Genomic DNA, 19,211 nt, shown 5'->3' with positions numbered 1-19,211 from the left:
TGTGTCCTAAAAATAAGTAATTTATTTCCTACTTAGGAGTCGCAACCTTTTTAAATAAATGAAAAGCTGTATGTGTTAATACGTGGTCGTCATATTTTCGTCCACACTGATGATAAAATCTGCAAGTCCAATATTTTCATCCTCCAATGTATGAACGTTCTCTTGCATTACGGTAGTTATAGTACCATATTCCAAATCGGGTCGTTCGAATTGCAAATACCACAAAATTCCTTCGTAGTTATTAGAATGATAGGCTCCGTTGAAATGTATGAACAATGAGTTTTCCTTATAATTTTGAAGTATAAAATGTGCCATGGTCGCATCTTTTATGGCCTGAGCCATCACCAAAGTGGGACTGCCGTGGTCTCCCATCATTTTTAGTATGTTTTGATAACCCGGCAATTCGGAATCGTAAGTAATGGGCAATGGTGCTATCCATTCTTTTTCTTTAGCTGGGAGTGAGTCTAGAGTTTTAAATCCTCCTTTGTATACCATACTCGCATAGCGTCTAGGAACGTTGGTGGCTACAAAATCAAGCTTGTTGTCTTTTGCAAAATCCACCAATGGAGCATAATCGGTCTTGTGATTGTTCCATAACCGAGCAGTGGAATCCAGAGCTTTATAATCGATTTTTCCCGATAAGTAGTCATTGAGTTCGTTTTGGTTGTCTGCCTCGATCATTTCTGCCCCTAGAATTAATGAACGTTTGGTATGGAGGTCGGCTGTAAGCTCGTACTGCAACCAATGCGCAATGGGGTTGTTGTGCAGCTCTCCGAACAATACCATATCCTTTTTCTCTAAAGTCTTCAGCATTTTTTTGTACGAAACCTTTTTGCCTTTGGCGTTGTAAATGACGTAGGGGGCTTTTTGGGCTGAAATGGTCAAAAGGCCAAGGGATAGGGTTATAAGGAGTATATATTGTTTCACTACATTCTAATTTGAAATTTTACTTCTCCCACTCCGTATGGAAAATACCATCACGGTCCAATCGCTCGTAGGTGTGCGAACCAAAGTAATCACGTTGCGCTTGAATCAGGTTCAACGGCAAACGGCTACTTGTATAGGCATCAAAATACGTAAGTGCATTGGAAAGTCCGGGCAATGGAATGCCGTTAGCTGCTCCGTAACTTACCAATTCCCGTGCAGCATCCACTGTGTCCTGTACTTTTTCCACAAAAGAAGGGGATAGCAACAAGTTCTGTAAATTTTCATCAGCTTGGTAGGCCTCGGTAATATCGGCCAACATCGCGGCACGGATAATACAGCCTGCACGCCATATTTTGGCGATTTCACCCAGTTCCAGTTCGTAGCCATATTCTTTGGAGGCATCGGCCAACTGGTGCATGCCTTGAGCATATGTGATGATAAAGGCAAAATATAGTGCTTGTTCCGCTTTTACGGTAAAATCGTCCTTGTCCACTGTTTTTGGGGTAGGACGATCATACAATTCGTCGGCTTTGATACGTTCGGATTTTAAAGCGGATATTTCCCGCATGCTCACCGCAATATCAATAGTAGGTACTGGAATTCCTAAATCCATGGCATTTTGGGAGGTCCATTTTCCAGTCCCTTTTTGCTTTGCCTTATCCAGAATCATATCCACAAGGTCGTTGTCCGTGAGATCATCTTTTTGGGCAAAGATTTCCGAGGTGATTTCTACCAAAAAGGATTGTAAACGACCAGCATTCCATTGCGTATAGGTTTTATGAAGCTCTTCATTGGTAAGTCCGCCCGCTTTTTTGAGTAGGTCGTAAATCTCAGAGGTTAACTGCATCAAACCGTATTCAATGCCGTTGTGTACCATTTTCACATAGTTTCCAGCAGATTTTGGACCCAAATAAGCAACACATGGCTCTCCTTTATATTTTGCGGAAACCGCCTCAAAAATTGGTTTTACGTGCTGATATGCTGCTTTGGAACCTCCGGGCATGATACTCGGGCCTTTGCGTGCTCCTTCGGCACCTCCGGACACTCCTGCTCCAAAAAAATTGATTCCTTTTTCTTTTAAATAGGCTTCACGGCGGTCGGTATCCGTGTAAAAGGAGTTTCCTCCATCGATTATGATATCGCCTTGGTCCAAATGGGGCAGTAATCCTTCGATTACACTGTCCACAATTTTCCCTGCAGGTACCAATAACATAATTTTTCTTGGGGAGGTCAATGATTGTACAAAAGTTTTCACGTCGGTAGTGGCGTTCACTTTTGCGGGATTCCCTCCTTCATTGATCAATGCATGTACTTTCTCTTCATCCAAATCATTTCCAAATGCGGTAAAACCATTATCGGCTACATTTAGGATAAAATTACGCCCCATTACTCCAAGGCCCACAAGGCCAAAATCATACGTATCTGCCATTACAAAGTTTTATTCTTCCTTTTGATATCAATTCAACTTTAAGGTTTTGTTGCTTGAAATATGAACCTAAAATAAACCTTATCTTCGTGATGCTCAAAGATAATGATACCATATCGAACAAAGGCTTGATCATTTAGGGTACAACTTGCCAGAAACTTATATTACTATGAAAAAGACGGATAATCAGATGCTTGTAATTTTCGGGGCATCCGGTGATTTGACATCTAGAAAGCTAATACCTTCATTATTCAACCTATTTTTGGCCGATCAGTTGCCAGAAAATTTTGTTGTTCTTGGAGTTAGTAGAAGCGACCTTTCCGATGATGCGTTTCGGGATCGTGTGGTTTATGAAAGTGAATATTTAAAGGAAAAAACCAACAATCTCGAAGGAAATAAATTAAAAAACTTTGCGGACAAACTTCACTATGAAGATATAGGGGACAGTTATGATACGGATTATAAGCACTTGCGCAAGCGGGTGGAAGCCTTAAAAGAGAAAAATAATACGTCGGGAAATATTATTTACTATTTGTCCACCCCACCAACATTATATGAAACAATTGCGCATAATCTGTCCGATGCAGGAATGAACACCCAAAACAATGGATGGAAGCGTTTGGTGGTGGAAAAACCATTTGGATACAGTTTGGAAACTGCCAAAGAATTGAACACGGGACTTCATCAATATTTTAAGGAGCACCAGATTTACAGGATTGATCATTATTTGGGCAAGGAAACCGTTCAGAACCTGTTGGTGACCCGGTTTTCGAACAGCATTTTTGAACCGCTTTGGAACCGTAATTATATTCAACATGTGGAGATTACCAATGCAGAAAGTGTGGGTGTAGAAAAACGTGGGGGATATTATGATACATCCGGAGCGCTACGTGATATGTTCCAGAACCATCTCTTGCAAATTGTTTCTTTGGTTGTGATGGAACCACCGATTGGTGCGGAGGCAGAGGAGATTCGAAACGAAAAAGTAAAGGCCTTAAAATCATTACGGATAATGCGTGATGAAAAGGAACTTTTTGAAAATACCATTCGTGCGCAATACGTTTCGTCCAAAATTGAGGGCGAAAAAATAAAGGGATATAGGGAAGAGGATGGGGTGGACCCAAATTCAACAACTGAAACCTACGCTGCGATAAAATTCTATGTGGATAATTGGCGCTGGCATGGCGTGCCTTTTTATGTGAGGACGGCAAAGCGGATGCCCACCAAGGTAACGGAGATCGTTATTCATTTTAAAAAACCCCATCATCAAATTTTTAAAGGTTCCGAAATGCAGGAAATGGACAATAAATTAATTATCCGTATCCAGCCCGATGAGGGAATATTAATCAAATTTGGGGTCAAAGTACCGGGTCAAGGGTTCAAGGTGGAACGTGCCAATTTGGATTTTTACTACTCCAGTTTGGCCGAAACCTATGTTATGGAAGCATATGAACGTTTGTTGTTGGATGCCATGCAGGGAGATGCAACCTTGTATGCCCGTGCTGATGAGGTGGAAGCAGCTTGGGAATTTGTTGATCCCATTCTTAACTACTGGAAAAATGGAGAGGATGTTCGCATGTATGGTTATGGAGCGGGAGCTTGGGGACCCGAAAATGCAGATAACCTAATTGAAGATGACGGCTATTGGCGCAATCCAAGTGAAAATTTAGCAGACGATCCTGGTTATTGCGTGATTTGCTAAAAACTATTATCAATAAGCAATTGGCATTGAACAATTCTCTGTTCGAGATGTCATCCTGAACCCGGTCGAAGGAAAAGTCGAGAACCAAAACTAATTTATGATGGAATTAAAAATATATAAGGACAAACAAGAAGTTGCCGAAAAATTTTCCAGCTATTTTGTGGATAAACTGAAAGGTAGGAATAGCTTTTACGTGGCGTTGTCCGGAGGGAGCACGCCAAAAATAGTTTTTGATGTATTGGCTGAAAAATTTTCAGATAAAGTAGATTGGAACAAAGTACATTTTTATTGGGGGGACGAACGATGTGTTCCTCCCAACGATGATGAAAGCAATTATAAAATGACGGTTGAACACCTTTTTTCCAAAATAGAGGTTCCAAAAAATAACATCAATAGGATAATGGGGGAAAAAGACCCTAATGGTGAAGCTATGCGCTACGCCAATCTATTGGAAATCGATACAGATAGCGTAGAGGGTGTTCCGCAATTTGACCTTGTGATTTTAGGTATGGGGAATGATGGGCATACGGCATCCATTTTCCCCCATGAGATTGAACTATGGAATTCCGAGGACCATTGTGTAGTAGCTACGCACCCTGAATCGGGACAGAAAAGAGTTTCCATAAACGGAAAAGTCATTAATACAGCCAAGGAAGTAGCTTTTTTGGTCACGGGAGCATCCAAGGCGGAAAAAGTGGAAGCTGTTATTGAGCAAACAAATGGGTACAAGAAATATCCGGCGTCTTTGGTAAATCCATCATCGGGAAATTTAGTATGGTTTTTGGATGAGGAAGCAGCTTCAAGGCTTAATCAAAATCCATCTTAACATTTTCACCTTTCAAAAACTCCAAGTATTCGTTTACCTTAAAGTTGTTGGATTCATATTTGCTATCACGCTTGAACGCAGATTGTTTTCGTTCTTTGCTACGCGCAAAACGGCGGATATCCTGCTTGGTCTTTAAAATAAGGCCAGGTATTGTTTTGTTTTTACCACCTTCTCCTTTGGCAACCATGGTAAAATAGGAAGAGTTGCAATGTTTTACTACTCCGGTAGTCACATTTTCAGATTCGACCCTTACTCCGACCACCATGGAGGTTTTTCCAGTATAGTTAATGGATGCTTTTAAGGTGGCGAGCTCTCCCACTTCAATCGGATTTAAAAAGTCCACCCGGTTCACCGAAGCAGTCACACAATAACTCTGTGAATGTTTGGAGGAGCAGGCAAAGGCTATTTGATCCATAAGGTTGAGAATATGTCCGCCGTGTACCTTGCCTCCAAAATTGGAATGGGAGGGTAGCATGAGCTGGGTAATGGAAACTCTACTTTCTCGGGATGATTTGAATTTCTTCATATTTTGTTGGAGTTTTATAGAACCATTTTTTAAAAGGAAATAACAAACTTGCAAAATGATTATCAAATATAATCCAAAGCTAAAGGAACTTGCAAGGGAACTTAGGAGGAATGCAACAAAGTCAGAGGTTTGTTTGTGGCAAAAGTTAAAACTTGACCAGATACACGGATACGATTTTCACAGACAAAAACCTATTGATGAATATATTGTGGAGTTTTTCTGTAACAAACTAAGATTGGCTATCGAAGTGGATGGATATTCGCATCAACTTGAAGAAATTTGGGAAAAGGATGCCGTCAAGACAAATAGGTTAAACGAACTTGGTATCCATGTACTTCGATTTTCGGACACACAAGTTTTAAGGGATATGGATAACGTTTTGCGTGCGATTGAAGAGTATATCTTTATGTTTGAGGCAAGCGAAAATACACCTCCCTCAATCCCTCCTTCCTAGGAGGGAGGCTATTTCCCCTCTATATAGAGGGGCTAGGGGTATGTTATTTAATTTCTAAAAATCGGTGATTTTTCGGATTTGACCTCAGTGATAAAATGTTTGGTGTCGCCCAACCAGAAAAAAGTGCCATAGCGCTCTTTGTACGATATTTTGATGTACTGTCCTTGGTATTCCTTCATCTTTTCGATAATCTCTTTATCCTTGTCCTCTACAGAAAAAGAAAATACGTTGGTCCCCGATAGGCCTTGACTTATCTGTCCTTCCCAAGTTTTTACTACTACACCCTTTCTACTGAATTTGATGAGTTCTCCTGAGCGATACCCTTGGCTGTAAGGTACGTAATAGATGAATGTATAATAACCGACAATTCCGAAAATGACCGCAGTTATAAATATGGCAAGGAATTTTTTCATGGATAGTTTTTTAGTTTAGTTCCTCAAATTCGTCCTCTTGGGCACGTTTTAGGATAGGTTCTGGCAATGATTTTTTTGCTTTGGCTCCCATTTTTTTCAATTTTTCAATGGAAGTGACAATGTTTCCGCGTCCTTCTACTAATTTGTTCATTGCGCCACGATACTCGTTTTTGGCTTCATCCATTTTTTTTCCCACTTTGGTAAGATCGGTCACAAAGCCTTCAAACTTATCGTATAGGGCACCGGCCTGGCGGGCAATCTCAATAGCATTACGTTGTTGTTTCTCGTTACTCCACATAGAATCTATTGTCCTTAGTGTGGCCAGTAGGGTAGATGGGGTCACGATAACGATATTTTGTTCGAACGCTTTGTTGTACAGCGACACATCTTCGTTTATGGCAACGGCAAACGCAGGTTCAATGGGCACGAACATCAGCACAAAATCAGGACTCTCCATTTCATAAAGGTCCTCGTATTTTTTGGAAGAGAGTTGTTCCACATGTCTTCGTAATGAATTGATGTGGTCTTTCAAAAACTTGGGCTTGTCGTCCTCCTCAGCATTGGTGAATCGTTCGTAATCCGTTAGGGAAACCTTGGAATCCACCACCATTTTTTTTCCATCGGGAAGATGAATGATCACATCGGGCAATACTCTTGTGCCATCTTCACGTTTAAAACTTTGTTGTACACTGTATTCCCTGTCTTTTTCCAATCCAGATTTTTCCAGCACCCGTTCCAATACCAATTCCCCCCAATTCCCCTGCATTTTGCTGTCTCCTTTTAACGCCTTGGTCAGGTTTTCTGCTTCTTGGGTGATTTTTAGGTTTTGGGTCTGCAAAGTGAGTAATTGTTCTTTTAGCGCAGAGTGGATACTGATATTCTCCTTTTGGGATTTTTCAACTTTTTCCTCAAACTCTTTGATTTTTTTATTGAGTGGGGTCAAAATATTTTCAATATTCTCTTTGTTGCTTTTGGTGAATTTTTCACTTTTTTCGTCCAAAATCTTGTTGGCCAAGTTTTCAAATTCTTTAGTGAATTTCTCTTGTAACTTTTCCACCTCTTCTTTTTGCTCTTTGTTTTTGAGCTGTAGATGCTCTAAATCCGACTGGTACCTAACCAATTGGTTGCTTTGCTGTTCTTTTTCCTGCTGAAGCTGTTTCTGCTCCTCATCGCTGAGCAACAATTTATCGTTCAGTGATTTGATAGTAGTGTTTAATTGCTGTTCCCGCTCGCCCCAAACACTTTCTGTGGATTTGGTTTTTAGTTTTTGGATGTACATTCCGGCAAAAAGGCCAATGACCAAAGTGATGATACCGATAATTACATAGATAAGTTCAGTGCTCATGTAAAAGTTTATGAAGGATAAAGATAACGGATTCCGATTGATGCCGAAATGGAAATTAAACTTACTTATTCACTTTGTACGTGCCAGTTTTTGCATCAAACTGTACCATTTCCGAAGGAAAAAGATGGTCAAAATGTTTTTGTTCTATAAGCTCACAAGGGTTGCCAAAAGGATTGTTTTTTCCATCCAAAATCAATATGCGGTCACATAACTGAATGGCCAAATCAATTTCGTGCGTAGTGAAGAGAATGGTTTTTTGTTTGTTGTGCGCCAACTCCTGAAGCATTTTTAGGATTTGCACTTTGTGATACAGATCCAAATGGGTTGTGGGTTCATCCAAAAGGATCAACGGGGTGTCCTGTGCCATGGCGCGTGCCACAAGTACACGTTGTAACTGTCCATCGCTAAGTTCGTGACATTTTCTATGCCGCAGTTCTTCCAACAAAAAGGCATCCAGACTTTCTTGGATTTTTTCTTTATCGTTTGAAGATAAAGAGCCCAACCAATTGGTGTAGGGTTGTCTTCCCAAGGCAATCAATTCTTGAACGGTCAGATTCTTGGACGCTGGTTGCTCTGTTAAAACGACACTGAGCTTTTTGGATAAACTGGATGATGTATGATTTTCCAGAATTTGTTGATGGAGTACAACTTTCCCAGATAATTTGGGTTGAAATCCACCCAAAGTCCGCAACAATGTTGATTTTCCAATACCATTGATACCAACAACACCGCATAAGCTTCCTGCTTCCAATTCAAAACTGATATGCTTTGCTACCGCTTTCGAATCGTATCCAATATTCAAATCTTGTACGGACAATATGTTTCTGTTGCCATCTGCCATTAGAACATCATTTTTCGTTTACGTACCAAAAGCCATATCACCACGGGTGCCCCGACCAAGGATGTGATGGCGTTGATCGGTAATACACTGGCAGAGTTGGGTAATTGTGCCAAGGTATCGCAAAGGAGCATTAAAATGCCGCCGTACAACATTACGGCAGGAATCAATATTTTGTGTTCCATTGTATCAAATATTTGCCGGGTAAGGTGTGGAACGGCCAATCCAACAAAAGCAATGGGTCCTGCAAATGCGGTAATTCCCCCGGCCAATAATCCGGTCGCAATAATAATGGTCAGCCTCGACTTTTTTAAGGATACCCCTAGGCTTCGCGCATAGTTTTCTCCCAACAAAAAGGCATTCAATGATTTAATGGAAACAATACTGAGCAAAATTCCGATGACCACTATTGCCGCTAACAGTAACAACTGATCAGTGGAGAGGTTGCCCACACTTCCAAAAGACCAAAAAATAAAACGTTGGAGGCTCTCGGCACTGGAAAAATAGGCCAAAATACTTACAATGGCGGAGGTTATGCTCCCAAACATCAATCCAATGATCAACAATGCCATGGTGTCCTTTACACGCTGGGCTACGATCATTACCACAGCTAGCACCAAGAAACTACCGATACTGGCAGCAATCGCAAGGGAAACGTCACCTATAAAGGAAAAGGATGTGAACCCGGCCAGCATGGAAGTTCCCATCAACAATAATGCGGCGCCCAAACTGGCACCCGAACTGATTCCCAGTACAAATGGCCCGGCCAATGGGTTTCGGAACAATGTCTGCATTAAAAGTCCGCTCAAAGAAAGTCCTCCACCCACCAAAATAGAGGTAAATGCCTTGGGCATTCGATAATCCCAGATAATATAATCCCATGTGGCCAATTGGGCATTTTTCCCTAGTAGAGAGGAAATAACATCTGCAAAGGGAATGGAAACTGAACCTGAGCTAATATTTAATAGACACGACAAAAGCAAGGCTAATGCCAAAAGCACAAAAGAAAACCGATATGATCTTGGGTTTTCCATTTAGTTCAATGGTTTTATGAATTGCAGTTGATGGTCCGGTAACAGTTCCGGATGTAATATTTTAACGAGATCTTTCAAAACCACATCTGGTCTGTATGGGGCCGTTTCATAAAAGATAAGCCCCCCTGTTTCACCTTTTTCAATGGCGTTGGAGTATATTTTTTTATTCTTGAAAGCCGAAAATTGTTGATGGTGGGTGTTTACACTGCCCAATTCATCATAGGACGTTTGCGAGGAAGGGTTGAACCAAAATTCCGCATCTTGCGCTTTTTCCAAAACAGATTCCAAACTCAGTCCTATGCTTCCCGTTTGCGTAGTGTTGGCCCATAGGTAATCGGCATTGGCATCCTTTAAAAATTGTGACATCCAACTATAGCCACCTGCTGCGTACCAAACATCTTTGTAAAGCCCTCCAGTAATGACTGTTGGTATTGAGTTTGCTCTTTTTGCCAGCTCTTTAGCTTGTGTATAAGAAGATTCAATAGCTTTAAAAATACTATCGCTCCGTTTTTCTTTTTTAAAAAACGGCGCAAAGAATTTAATCCATTCGGCTTTGCCCAATGGGCTACTTTCTACCCAATCACCATTATAGATCACTGGTATTCCTGCTCGTTTAATAATGTCGTACGCCTTGTTTTCCTCATTTATGCTAAATCCGATGATGAGTTCTGGGTTGAGTTCGAGCACCATTTCCGTATTGAGCTGTTCGTTCATCCCCAAATCTTTAATTTGTCCGTTTTCCACAAGCCTTCTTGCTTCTGGGGTCGAGATATAATCTGTATTTGGAAAACCAACAATCGAATTGAGCTCCCCAAGTTGTTTGAGTGGCTCGATATGGGTAGTGGAGGTGAGTACTACTTTTTCTATTGGCGTTCCAATGATGGCGTCATATTCCCCTTGAAGAAATGTAATGGAAGGCAGTTTTTCCTTTGGAATCAGGGCATATTTAAAGTTATCTGCCCCCGGCCAAGCGGCAGTTACCTCTATCACAGTGAAATTAGTCTCTTTTTTTACTGTAAATCCTGTGGCATGTTTTATTGTGGATGTTGGTTGTTGGGTTCGTTCAGAGCGCGCTTTTTTATCTTGTTTGCACCCTATCATAAAAATACAAAGGACAGCGAGTACTAAAATTGATTGTTGTGTTTTTGCCATGGATCAAAAGTAAGATTATTTAATTTTTACAAAAAAAGATTAAACAGATTGATTAGCTTTGGCCTCGAATTTTGGTTCGCACGGAGTTTCCGTGGGATTAAAAGGGAATCCGGTGCAATACCGGAGCTGTTCCCGCAACTGTATGTTTATACCAAACTTGTTTTGGCACCTCAATATTGAGGATGTTACTTTCTACAAAACCACTGTTCATTTTTTGGATGGGAAGGGTCAGTAACATTGAACGAGCCAGGAGACCTGCCAAATTCAAACAAACAATGTTAAACTTTCGGGATAAAAGTTTACGTATGCAACACATACTATTCTCCCGTTTATTCGATTAAACGAAATGAAAAAAAAACATTTATGGTTGATTACCGCTATTTTGGCTGGAAAGGGAATTTTTGCACAAAATGTACCGCAAGATTCACATAGTGTGCAGCAACTGGACGAAGTTGTTGTCAGCGATTCAAAATTTGAACTGAAAAGAGAAAACTCAGGAAAAACGGTGATCAAGATTACTGCTGAGGAGATGCAACGCAATCAGGGCAGGACGGTTGCTGAAATTATTAACACCAAAAGCGGTATCGAAATCGCCGGGAGTCGAGGTAGAGATGGTTCTGTTCTCGGGGTCTATTCCCGTGGTGGTCGTGGTCGCCAAGTATTGGTAATCATTGATGGGGTACGTGTTTCGGACCCATCGACATTTTCTGCGGATTATGACCTTCGGTTGCTTTCTCCCGCAACCATTGAGTCCATCGAGATCATTAAGGGAGCTGCCAGTACACTTTATGGTACAAACGCTGCGACGGCCGTGATCAACATCACTACCAAAAAGAGTTCAGCAAAGAAGATAGCAGGAAATTTTGAGACTAGTGTTGGTACGAATCAAACTGCAGATGACCAAAGTTACGACCTTGGTAGTATTCAAAATTCGGCCTCTGTAAATGGTACGCTTGGAAAGTTCAATTATGGCGTGGATTTTTCAAATCGCCGTAAAAGTGGATTGTCCGCAGCGGTAACTCCTAAGAACGAAGAGGATGTTTTTTCGCACTACAGCACCAATTTGAAGTTAGGGTATCAGTTTTCAGATGCTTTTGGCATCAAAATATATGGTAACCAGACAAAGTTTAAAAATGAATACGATGCTTCTTTGACCGATGCTTCGAATTTGGGACAAAACGAACAGCAAAGAGTGGGTATATCATCTACATTTGAGTATGGCGTGGGTTCTATTTATATAAATGCTGCGTATACTGACTATGAGTCGATTGCTAATGATACCTATGGTGAAAGCACCTTTGAAGGTGATAATGTGGTTTTGGACATTTATAATAAATATGTGATTGCTGAAAAGTGGCATACCGTTTTGGGAGTAAATTATATTAAGGATGAAGCGGTTTTTACTGAGGATGTTGATTTTACCATTGTTGATCCTTATGCCAACATAGTGTATGTGTCAGACTTTGGGTTGAACCTGAATGCTGGTGCTAGATTAAACAACCATTCTGAATATGGTAACCATTTTGTGTACAATGTGAACCCGTCCTATGTTTTTAACACAGGAGATGGATATTTAAAATTGATGGGATCTTATGCTACGTCTTATATCACGCCTAATTTAACCCAATTGTTCGGTGCTTATGGCGGAAATCCTGATTTAGAGCCAGAGGAAAATACGACCATAGAAGGCGGGGTGGAGTTTAAACTGAATGATAAGTTGAGGTTCAGTACTGTTTATTTTGATAGAAATGAAACAAATGCCATTGGGTATGACATGAGTTTTACAAGTATAAACATTGCAGATGAAATTGATGCCAATGGGGTAGAGGTGGAAGCGACTTGGGTGCCTTGGAATAACTTTAGTGTGAACGCCAATTACACCTTTACTGAAAGAAAAGGTGATAATGCAATCCGTATTCCTAAGCACAAGGCCAATGTTTCACTTTGGTATCAGTTTTGTGAAAGTACCAATGCTTCGTTAAGTTATGCTTATACCGGAGATCGTTTGGATACTGATTTTGTTACGTATTCAGATATTGCTCTAGAGCCCTTTTCGTTGCTGAATTTTTCGGTCAACCATGAATTGATTCCGAACAAACTGAACGTGTTTTTGAATGCGGACAATTTATTGAATGAGGATTTTATAGAAATTATCGGATACACTACCCGAGGAAGAAACTTTAGCGTTGGACTTAGTCTAAACCTTTAAAAGGAAAAAGCTGTCTAAAAAAGGTCGTAGTCATTCCGAACTCGTTTCGGAATCTCATTAAATTGATTTATAATCGATATGAGAACCTGAAACGAGTTCAGGTTGACGAAACACTGATTTTTTAGACAGCTTTCCTTTTTTATTTCAACTCCAAATCGGTTGGAAGTGGTTTGTCCAAATACATATGGTCCTTCAAAGGCGTTTGCAACCTTGAAGAAGAGAATGATTTTGCAGGCATTTCCACGGTAAAGTCAATTTTGGCAGAACCTCCCGAAATTTCTTGAAGTGCACGTGCCAACAGTGGTTCGTTTACATCTCCCAAAACCCCAAGATTGGACAAATCTTCCTCAAGTTCAATATCCGGCGTTAAACCACTGGTGTAATCATAAAACCCATTTGCGTTTTCATTTCTACCTACCAAGGGTTGCAACCCCCAACTATTTTGGGAGTTTATATTGTCTTCTCGATCACTATTATATATATAATTATTGATTGAATCATCCACTAAGGTGATAGAGAATTCGTTTTTGCCCCTGGTGGTCAGACCAATATGGATGACATCAATGTATGGGTCAAGTCCGTTCATTACTAATTCACTGGCGGATGCTGAATCGTCGGTAGCCAATACAAAAACCCGATTTAAATTTAAAGTGTTGATAGGGCTGGTCCCTGTGGAACTTGCAAAATAATCGGTGAGGTATTCCTCGGTCAATTGTGCCTGTATCTTGGCGTTCCAGCGCTGTTTAATATAAATATCGCTAGTGTTTGTGCCATAGATCATACTGGCTAAAAGGCGAGAAGTGTTTACGGAGCCTCCTGGGTTGTATCGCATATCCAAAACCAATTCGGTAGCTCCATCTGCTACAAATTGGGCAAAGGCAGCGTTCAGGTCCTCATTAAAACTGCTTAAAAAACGGTTGTACATTAAATAGGCGACCTTGGTACCGTTTACATCCAATGTTTCAGCTACCAAAATCGGGTTCTCAACCTGATTCTCTATTTTAGTAAGCTCAACCTCTTTGTCAATATCGGAAATAGCGTTGTCCTCAACGGTCGCCATTCCCAATGTGTAGTTACTATTGTCACCATATAGTAAACTTACGTAATTGCTAACAGTAAGTTGAACACCATCAACCCTGGTAAAAAAATCACCTCTTTGAATATCCTTGGTTGATGCATCCGAGTCTGGCCATATGTATTGTACAAAACCAAAAACATTTTCTGTATCGCCGATCAGTCCCAACCCAAATTCCAGACCATTGCTTTGCGATATTCCGGAAAGACTGTTTACAAGGACGTCATAATCTTCGTTGGAAAAACTAAAACGGTCTTCGCTAAACAAAAGTGTATCTTCAAAGAAGCTTTCAGGATTGTCGAATGATTCAAGATATTCCGTGTATTCGGCATCAGAAGAAAACCTGTCATCTGCCAAATCGTCTACATCACCTTGCCAAAAATACCATAGGTTCATGGCCTGCCACATAAAGTTTTGCGCGGCTACATTTTCTTCCGAACCTGGATCAGGCTCAAGGGTATTGTTATTTTGAATATTGTTGTCGTCATCACTACACGAAAAAAGCGCCAGAGATAATCCTAAAAAGAGAACGAAATACTTTTTCATAAGTTAATTTTTATGAATTCACTCAAATTTTATTCCAATTTTATCAAAGGAGTATATTAGTTTGAGTAAAAGTTCATGGGGCAATTAAGTAAGTTTATCATGCAAAGTAAGTTTATATAGGGAATTTGCAAATTCTTTGTAACAATATTCGATATGTGTCGTCGTGATAGTATAGACAGATTAAAAAGTAGATGATCAACTGAGTCAACCAAAATGAAACAAACGGAATTCTTAAATGTAGTCTTACCTTTTCAGGACAAACTTTACAGGTTGGCAAAGCGCCTGTTGGTTTCTAGGGAAGAGGCTGAAGATGCCACTCAAGAAATTTTGTTGAGGTTGTGGTCGAAAAATGAGTCCATGGAGAAGTATAAAAATGTAGAGGCTTTTGCTATGACCATGACAAAAAACTTTTGTTTGGACCGTTTAAAATCCAAACAAGCTGGAAATCTTAAATTGGTTCACAGCAACTATAGGGATGAAAACACTTCTTTGCAGAAACAGGTGGAAGCCGAGGATAGTGTAAACTGGATGGAGCGAATCATGGAAGATTTGCCAGAACAACAAAAAATGATCTTGCAACTACGTGATGTAGAGCAATATGAGTTTGACGAGATATGTGAACTCATGGAAATGAAACCAACGGCAGTGCGCGTGGCATTGTCAAGGGCTAGAAAAACAGTAAGGGAAGAATTGATAAAAAAACATAACTATGGAATTGGATAACATAGAAAAAATATTGGAAAAGTACTTCGAGGCCACTACGACAGTGGACGAAGAAAAAGCACTTAGGGCATATTTTTCACAAGATGAGGTAGCACCCCACTTGGAACAGTACAAGCCCATGTTCAACTACTTTTCCATCGCCAAGGAAGAAAAGTACACCAAGCAGGTACCATTAAAACCTAGAGTAAATTATTACAAGTGGTTATCCGTTGCAGCGGCAGTAGTTTTGGCCTTTGGCATTTATTTTGGTAATCAATACCAAGAAACAAAGCGTTTGGAACAAGAAAAGGTGGAGTATGCCTACGAGGAAACCAAAAAGGCATTTGAGCTCTTAGCGGAAAATTTTGGAAGAGGAACAGAAAAGGTAGCTTATCTGAATGAGTTCGAAACAGCAAAACAAAAAATTTACAACAACAATTAAAAACGTAAAAGATGAAAAAGTATATTTTAATCGTATTGACCGCATTATTGCCATTGGCAGGATTTTCACAGTCCCTTTTTGATAAGTTCGAGGATTTGGACGATGTAACATCCGTAGTGGTGAACAAAAGCATGTTCAACTTATTGGCAAAGATAGATGTAGAGGTAGATGATCCCGAAGCACAAGATTTTATGGATATTGCCAGTAGCTTGAAGAGTTTGAAAGTCTTTACCACTGAAAACACAAAAATCGGAGATGATATGAAGACTTCTGTGGACAGCTATCTAAAATCTTCCAAAATGGAAGAATTGATGAGAGTGAAGGATAAGGATGCCAACGTTAAATTCTATATTAAAGAAGGCAAGGATTCCGACCATGTGAGCGAACTGTTAATGTTCGTTACAGGAATGAAGAATGTAGAGGCTGATGGTAGAAGGTTCGAGACGGTAATCTTATCTCTAACCGGTGATATTGATTTGAACAAAATCAGTTCTTTGACCAAGAAAATGAACTTGCCCGAAGAACTAAACGAAGCAAGTAAGAAAAACTAAATACGATATCGGTTGACAATAATCGGGTTGGGAATTGTAACAAAAAGCATAAAACTCCAACTTATTATTGTCAACTGATAATCAGTTGATACAATCAATCAAAAAACGAAAAAGATGAAACATTTTATTAAAACTATTTTGCTTTCTGGAGCAATTATTCTGGCTTCCTGTGCTTCGCAGCAGAGCTTGCAAGAGTATTATGTGGACAATTCTGAAAATCCAAACTTTTTGTCCATAGACGTTCCAGCCAGTATTCTTAAAATGGATGGGGTAGATCTAAGCCCAACACAAAAAGAGGCTGTAGAATCACTGCGAAAATTCAATCTTCTGGCTTTTAAAAAGAATACCGATAATGTGGCTGAATACGAGATTGAAAAGAAAAAGATACGAGAGATTTTAAAAGGCGACCATTTTGTGGAACTTATGAAAATAAATTCACAATATGGAAAGGGTGTAATAAAGTACTTGGGAGATGAGGATGCCATTGAAGAGGTAATCATTTATGGAGATAGCAAAGAAAAGGGCTTTGCCGTGGTACGTGTACTGGGAAAGGATATGAATCCAGCACATATTATGCAATTAATGCAAGCTCTTCAGAAATCTGATTATAAAGGGGAGGGGCTTGGAGAAATTGGAGATTTTTTGAAGGGCTAAGATTAACGTTATAAATTTTTAGTAAAGAGCGACATTTGTCGCTCTTTTTTATTTTTAGCGGATATCAGGTGACCTAGTTTAGTATCTTAGTATCTCAAAACAAGAACACTAACTAAACTATAATAATATGGAAAAAGCAGAAGAATGGTTTGATTACGGTATTGAACTCGCCAAAGAATTTGGTCCAAAATTGATTACGGCACTTATAATCTACATTGTGGGTATTTGGGTCATCAATAAAATTATTGGGGGAAGCAGAAAGGTAATGTCAAATGGTAAATATGATGAATCACTCCAAAAATTTCTATTGAATTTACTGTCTTGGACATTAAAGGTGTTCTTGATTATTATAGTTATTTCACGACTGGGTGTGGATGTTACCACCTTTGCTGCGGTGATTGCAGCAGCAGGTCTAGCGGTGGGATTAGCATTACAAGGTTCGCTGTCCAATTTTGCTGGGGGTGTATTGATCATGATCTTTAAGCCTTATCGTATCGGAGACCTTATCGAGGCTCAAGGTATTCTAGGCGTCGTGAAAGAAATTGAAATTTTCACAACAAAAATGGTTACCCCGCAAAATAAGCTTGCGATTGTTCCCAACGGAGCCATGGCTAACGGAAACATAGTTAATTATACCGCTGAGGGAAAAATACGGGTAGATACCGTTATAGGTGTGGGATACGATGAAGACATTAAAAAAACCAAAGATGTGTTGTTGAATGTACTGACTTCCAATTCAAAAGTCTTAAAAGACCCTGCTCCATCCGTTAATGTGATGGAACTGGCGGATAGTTCGGTAAATTTTGCAGTTAGGCCTTTTTGCAAACCTGAGGACTATTGGGATGTGTATTTTGCAATCCATGAAAACTGTAAAATTGCCTTGGATGAAGCTGGAATTGAAATTCCTTATCCACACCAAGTGGAAATCCATAAAGAAGCATAAGAAGTCATACAATAATATCGAGTGCAGTCATTAGGGTTTTAAAGGTTATTGGTTACCTCCCCGATTGACTACAGATAATCAAACCCCGGTGTAATTCGCTGGGGTTATTTGTTTTAGCTCAGCTTTAATGGCATCTGACACCTCCAAGGTTTCAATAAAATCAGCAATGGATTTTTGGTTGATTTTCTCATTGGTACGTGTCAAACCTTTCAGTGCTTCATAAGGATTTGGATATCCTTCGCGTCGCAAAATTGTTTGAATGGCCTCTGCCACCACGGCCCAGTTATCCTCTAAATCTTTTTCGAACTTAGCTTGGTTGAGCACCAATTTGTTCAATCCCTTTAATGTAGACTGGAAACCAACTATGGTGTGGGCAAAAGGCACCCCAACATTACGCAATACTGTACTATCGGTTAAGTCTCGTTGTAATCGGGAAATAGGCAATTTGGCGGATAAATGCTCAAAAATAGCATTGGCAAGACCAAGGTTTCCTTCCGAGTTTTCAAAATCGATGGGATTTACCTTATGTGGCATTGCCGATGAACCAACTTCTCCTTTTTTGATTTTCTGTTTAAAGTAATCCATGGAAATATAGGTCCAGAAATCCCTGTCCAAATCAATTAAAATGGTGTTGATTCGCTTTAAGCAATCAAATAAAGCGGCCATATGGTCGTAATGCTCGATTTGTGTAGTAGGGAAAGAATGGTGAAGCCCTAATTTTTCCTGTACAAATTGTTTTCCGAACGCCCTCCAATCATTATTTGGGTATGCTACTTTATGGGCATTGTAATTTCCTGTGGCACCCCCAAATTTTGACGCACTAGGAATATCGTTCAATAAATTGAACTGTTCTTTGAAACGTTCCACAAAAACATCTATTTCCTTGCCCAAACGGGTGGGGGAGGCAGGCTGTCCGTGTGTTCTTGCCAACATGGGTATATTTTCCCATTCTTTGGCCAACTCCTTCAATTTTTCAAAAACTTCCAGATAAGAAGGCACGTACACGTCGTTCATTGCTTCTTTGATGGAAAGTGGAATCGCGGTGTTGTTGATATCCTGCGAGGTTAGTCCAAAGTGGATAAACTCCTTGTATTTTTGAAGGTTTAAAGCATCAAACTTTTGTTTGATGAAGTATTCCACGGCCTTAACATCGTGGTTGGTGGTCTTTTCAATGTCTTTTATCACTTGTGCATCATCTGCAGAGAATTCTTTATAAATTTTCTGTAGTTGGGGAAACAAAGTGGTGTTGAAATCCGCCAATTGTGGCAAAGGAATTTCGCAAAGTGCGATAAAGTATTCAATTTCTACCTGAACCCGATATTTAATCAAGGCTTCTTCCGAAAAATAGCCTTTTAGGGCCTCGGTTTTGTTTCTATATCTGCCGTCTATTGGCGAAATGGCATTTAGTGGTGTCAAGGACATGGTCGAGAAAATTTTGAAAGCCTC

Annotated in this window: 19 protein-coding genes and 1 riboswitch; of the genes, 9 read left to right on the top strand and 10 right to left on the bottom strand. The window is 40.0% G+C overall.

What is annotated here, in order from left to right; genetic code table 11:
- Positions 1-75: 75 nt before the first annotated feature.
- The gene (locus MWU56_RS16330; protein WP_247046407.1) at positions 76-927 is read right to left on the bottom strand and encodes a ChaN family lipoprotein; all 852 of its coding nucleotides are present in this window, start codon (positions 925-927) and stop codon (positions 76-78) included.
- A 19-nt stretch (positions 928-946) separates the two neighbouring features.
- Complete coding sequence (gndA, locus tag MWU56_RS16325; protein WP_247046405.1) at positions 947-2,356, bottom strand: NADP-dependent phosphogluconate dehydrogenase; 1,410 nt, start codon at positions 2,354-2,356, stop codon at positions 947-949.
- Positions 2,357-2,522: 166 nt separating this feature from the next.
- Here gndA and zwf point away from each other — a divergent pair, with 166 nt between their 5' ends.
- Together zwf and pgl are read left to right on the top strand one after the other, a co-directional pair.
- Complete coding sequence (gene zwf / locus MWU56_RS16320; RefSeq protein WP_247046403.1) at positions 2,523-4,055, top strand: glucose-6-phosphate dehydrogenase; 1,533 nt, start codon at positions 2,523-2,525, stop codon at positions 4,053-4,055.
- Between the two features lie 100 nt (positions 4,056-4,155).
- Complete coding sequence (gene pgl, locus MWU56_RS16315) at positions 4,156-4,881, top strand: 6-phosphogluconolactonase (protein WP_247046477.1); 726 nt, start codon at positions 4,156-4,158, stop codon at positions 4,879-4,881.
- Here the strand turns inward: pgl and MWU56_RS16310 are convergent.
- Positions 4,862-5,407, bottom strand: coding sequence for an acyl-CoA thioesterase (locus tag MWU56_RS16310; protein ID WP_247046401.1), 546 nt, complete (start codon positions 5,405-5,407; stop codon positions 4,862-4,864). The two genes, pgl and MWU56_RS16310, sit on opposite strands and share 20 nt — an antisense overlap.
- Positions 5,408-5,462: 55 nt before the next feature.
- On the opposite strand from MWU56_RS16310, the gene MWU56_RS16305 reads away from it, so the two are divergent.
- Entirely contained in the window at positions 5,463-5,861 is a 399-nt protein-coding gene (locus tag MWU56_RS16305; protein WP_247046399.1) for an endonuclease domain-containing protein, read from the top strand.
- Between the two features lie 47 nt (positions 5,862-5,908).
- Here MWU56_RS16305 and MWU56_RS16300 read toward each other — a convergent pair whose 3' ends face one another.
- The 5 genes from MWU56_RS16300 to MWU56_RS16280 all read right to left on the bottom strand — a co-directional run bounded on the left by MWU56_RS16300 (position 5,909) and on the right by MWU56_RS16280 (position 10,643).
- Entirely contained in the window at positions 5,909-6,274 is a 366-nt protein-coding gene (locus tag MWU56_RS16300) for a 6-phosphogluconate dehydrogenase (RefSeq protein ID WP_247046396.1), read from the bottom strand.
- Between the two features lie 10 nt (positions 6,275-6,284).
- Positions 6,285-7,619, bottom strand: coding sequence for a DNA recombination protein RmuC (locus tag MWU56_RS16295; RefSeq protein WP_247046394.1), 1,335 nt, complete (start codon positions 7,617-7,619; stop codon positions 6,285-6,287).
- 61 nt (positions 7,620-7,680) lie between these two features.
- On the bottom strand, positions 7,681-8,460 hold the full coding sequence (locus MWU56_RS16290) for an ABC transporter ATP-binding protein (protein WP_247046392.1): 780 nt from the start codon (positions 8,458-8,460) through the stop codon (positions 7,681-7,683).
- Positions 8,460-9,491 carry a FecCD family ABC transporter permease gene (locus tag MWU56_RS16285; protein ID WP_247046390.1) on the bottom strand — a complete coding sequence of 344 codons (1,032 nt, stop codon included), beginning with the start codon at positions 9,489-9,491 and terminating at the stop codon, positions 8,460-8,462. Before MWU56_RS16285 ends, MWU56_RS16290 begins: the two co-directional genes overlap by 1 nt.
- Positions 9,492-10,643 (bottom strand): ABC transporter substrate-binding protein, encoded by a 1,152-nt coding sequence (locus tag MWU56_RS16280; protein ID WP_247046387.1) that lies wholly within the window; start codon positions 10,641-10,643, stop codon positions 9,492-9,494.
- 55 nt (positions 10,644-10,698) lie between these two features.
- Positions 10,699-10,921, top strand: a riboswitch (cobalamin riboswitch).
- A 68-nt stretch (positions 10,922-10,989) separates the two neighbouring features.
- Between MWU56_RS16280 and MWU56_RS16275 the strand changes: the two genes are divergently transcribed.
- Entirely contained in the window at positions 10,990-12,852 is a 1,863-nt protein-coding gene (locus MWU56_RS16275) for a TonB-dependent receptor plug domain-containing protein (RefSeq protein ID WP_247046384.1), read from the top strand.
- A gap of 139 nt (positions 12,853-12,991) precedes the next feature.
- Here the strand turns inward: MWU56_RS16275 and MWU56_RS16270 are convergent, their stop codons facing one another.
- On the bottom strand, positions 12,992-14,473 hold the full coding sequence (locus MWU56_RS16270) for a S41 family peptidase (RefSeq protein ID WP_247046376.1): 1,482 nt from the start codon (positions 14,471-14,473) through the stop codon (positions 12,992-12,994).
- 213 nt (positions 14,474-14,686) lie between these two features.
- On the opposite strand from MWU56_RS16270, the gene MWU56_RS16265 reads away from it, so the two are divergent.
- From MWU56_RS16265 to MWU56_RS16245, 5 genes are all read left to right on the top strand, one after another.
- Positions 14,687-15,196, top strand: a complete 510-nt coding sequence (locus tag MWU56_RS16265) for an RNA polymerase sigma factor (protein WP_247046374.1) — start codon at positions 14,687-14,689, stop codon at positions 15,194-15,196.
- Complete coding sequence (locus MWU56_RS16260) at positions 15,183-15,617, top strand: hypothetical protein (RefSeq protein WP_247046371.1); 435 nt, start codon at positions 15,183-15,185, stop codon at positions 15,615-15,617. Before MWU56_RS16265 ends, MWU56_RS16260 begins: the two co-directional genes overlap by 14 nt.
- 11 nt (positions 15,618-15,628) lie before the next feature.
- Positions 15,629-16,168 carry a DUF4252 domain-containing protein gene (locus MWU56_RS16255; protein ID WP_247046363.1) on the top strand — a complete coding sequence of 180 codons (540 nt, stop codon included), beginning with the start codon at positions 15,629-15,631 and terminating at the stop codon, positions 16,166-16,168.
- Positions 16,169-16,282: 114 nt separating this feature from the next.
- Positions 16,283-16,822 (top strand): DUF4252 domain-containing protein, encoded by a 540-nt coding sequence (locus MWU56_RS16250; protein WP_247046361.1) that lies wholly within the window; start codon positions 16,283-16,285, stop codon positions 16,820-16,822.
- Between the two features lie 127 nt (positions 16,823-16,949).
- Positions 16,950-17,765: a mechanosensitive ion channel family protein gene (locus MWU56_RS16245; RefSeq protein ID WP_247046360.1), complete on the top strand. Its 816-nt coding sequence runs from the start codon at positions 16,950-16,952 to the stop codon at positions 17,763-17,765.
- 78 nt (positions 17,766-17,843) lie between these two features.
- Here the strand turns inward: MWU56_RS16245 and purB are convergent, their stop codons facing one another.
- Positions 17,844-19,187 (bottom strand): adenylosuccinate lyase, encoded by a 1,344-nt coding sequence (gene purB, locus MWU56_RS16240; protein ID WP_247046357.1) that lies wholly within the window; start codon positions 19,185-19,187, stop codon positions 17,844-17,846.
- Between the last annotated feature and the right edge of the window lie 24 nt (positions 19,188-19,211).

This window comes from Allomuricauda sp. F6463D (assembly GCF_023015965.1).
Lineage (GTDB): Bacteria > Bacteroidota > Bacteroidia > Flavobacteriales > Flavobacteriaceae > Flagellimonas.
The sequence above is the reverse complement of the archived record's forward strand: the minus strand, read 5'-3'. Positions and strand labels throughout refer to the sequence as shown.